Origin of the sequence: Anaerotignum sp., from assembly GCF_031981185.1 — a bacterium.
GTDB lineage: Bacteria > Bacillota > Clostridia > Lachnospirales > Anaerotignaceae > Chakrabartyella.
In genome coordinates this window covers 1-1,651 of the sequence record NZ_DALYUL010000011.1, presented here as the reverse complement: position 1 = coordinate 1,651, position 1,651 = coordinate 1, and the positions used below count along the sequence as shown (strand labels likewise).

The 1,651-nt window shown below is 48.6% G+C and carries 1 protein-coding gene; it reads left to right on the top strand.

Features of this window, described 5'->3' with window-relative positions; translation table 11 throughout:
• Window positions 1-27: 27 nt before the first annotated feature.
• The coding region (locus RTK36_RS07750; protein WP_312045916.1) for a leucine-rich repeat domain-containing protein at window positions 28-1,651 on the top strand (1,624 nt) is incomplete at its 3' end.

Below are 1,651 nucleotides of genomic sequence, written 5' to 3'. Positions count from 1 at the left end.
TCACAAGAGGTAGAAGCTGGTACAACCGTGGATAAGTTGAATCTCCCAAGTGACTTGACTGTCACCGTAACTACCGACTCCGAAGAAGAAACAACAGTTGATGTGTCCGGCTGGACTTCCGACCCTGCTTATGACGGTAATATGGCGGAAGACTATGTCTTTACGCCAACCCTTGACCTGCCGGAGGGTCTTAACGTGAAACATGGCGTGACTGCTCCGCAGATTACCGTAACAGTTGTTGCCCTAAGGAATGACATTACTACCGACTTTACCGACGCAAACTTCCTTGCGGAGGTACGTATGGCGCTTGGTAAGAATGAAAACGACCCAATTTATGATACGGATGATTTTGCTTCGAGAAACTTTTTGTCAATAGAAGACAAGGGAATTACAAGCCTTGCGGGCATAGAGTATTTCACGGAGCTGACATATCTGGACTGCTCTGGAAATCAGCTGACCGTGCTGGATGTGAGCAAAAACACTAAGCTGACCTATTTGAACTGCTTTAAAAATCAGCTGACCGAGCTGGATGTGAGCGAAAACACTAAGCTGACCAATCTGAATTGCTCTGAAAATCAGCTGACCGAGCTGGATGTGAGCAAAAACACGGAGCTAACCAGTCTTGACTGCTCCAGGAACCAGTTGACAACGTTGGATGTGAGCAAAAACACTAATCTGATCCAGCTGATCTGCAATGTCCTTAAGCTGACCGAGCTGGATGTGAGCAACAACACCAAGCTGACCAATCTGGACTGCTCTGCGATTAAACTGACCAAGCTGGATGTGAGCAAAAACACGGATCTGACCAGGCTGTGGTGCTCTAGAGATCAGCTGACCGAGCTGGATGTGAGAAACAACACCGAGCTGACCCAGCTGCACTGCTCCTACAACCAGTTGAAAACGTTGGATGTGAGCAAGAACATGGTACTGAAGTATCTGTTCTGCGATGACAATGAGCTGAAAACGCTGGATGTGAGCAACAATACGGCGCTGGCCGAACTGGGCTGCTATAGGAATCAGCTGACAGTGCTGGATGTGAGCAAAAACACCAAGTTGACCGCGCTGATCTGCTCCGAGAACTACATGCCAAACGAATCTGCGGTCACGGGGCTTAACACGAGCCTGACGAAAGACTTTACCTTTGTCCCGCAGAATCCTGGTATGCCTACTGGCACCGACATCACTGCCAACTTTACAGATGCAAAATTCCTAGCGGCGGTGCGCACGACGATTGGCAAGGCCGAACCTACGCCAATTTATGAGAATGATGTTGCTTCAATAAAGTCCTTGTCAATAGAGAACAAGGGCATTACAAGCCTTGCGGGCATCCAGTATTTCACAGGGCTGACCGAGCTGAACTGCAGTGTCAATGAGTTGAAAACGCTGGATGTGAGCAACAACACGGAGTTGACTATATTGGAGTGCGCTGTCAATCAGCTGACCGAACTGGATGTGAGCAACAATACGGAGCTGACTGCCCTGGTCTGCATTAGCAATGAGTTAAAAACGCTGGATGTGAGCAAGAACACCAAGCTGACCTATCTGGACTGCTATGAGAATCAGCTGAAAACGCTGGATGTGAGCAACAACACCATGCTGACCAATCTGAACTGCTCCAAGAACTACATGCCAAACGAATCTGCGGTCACGG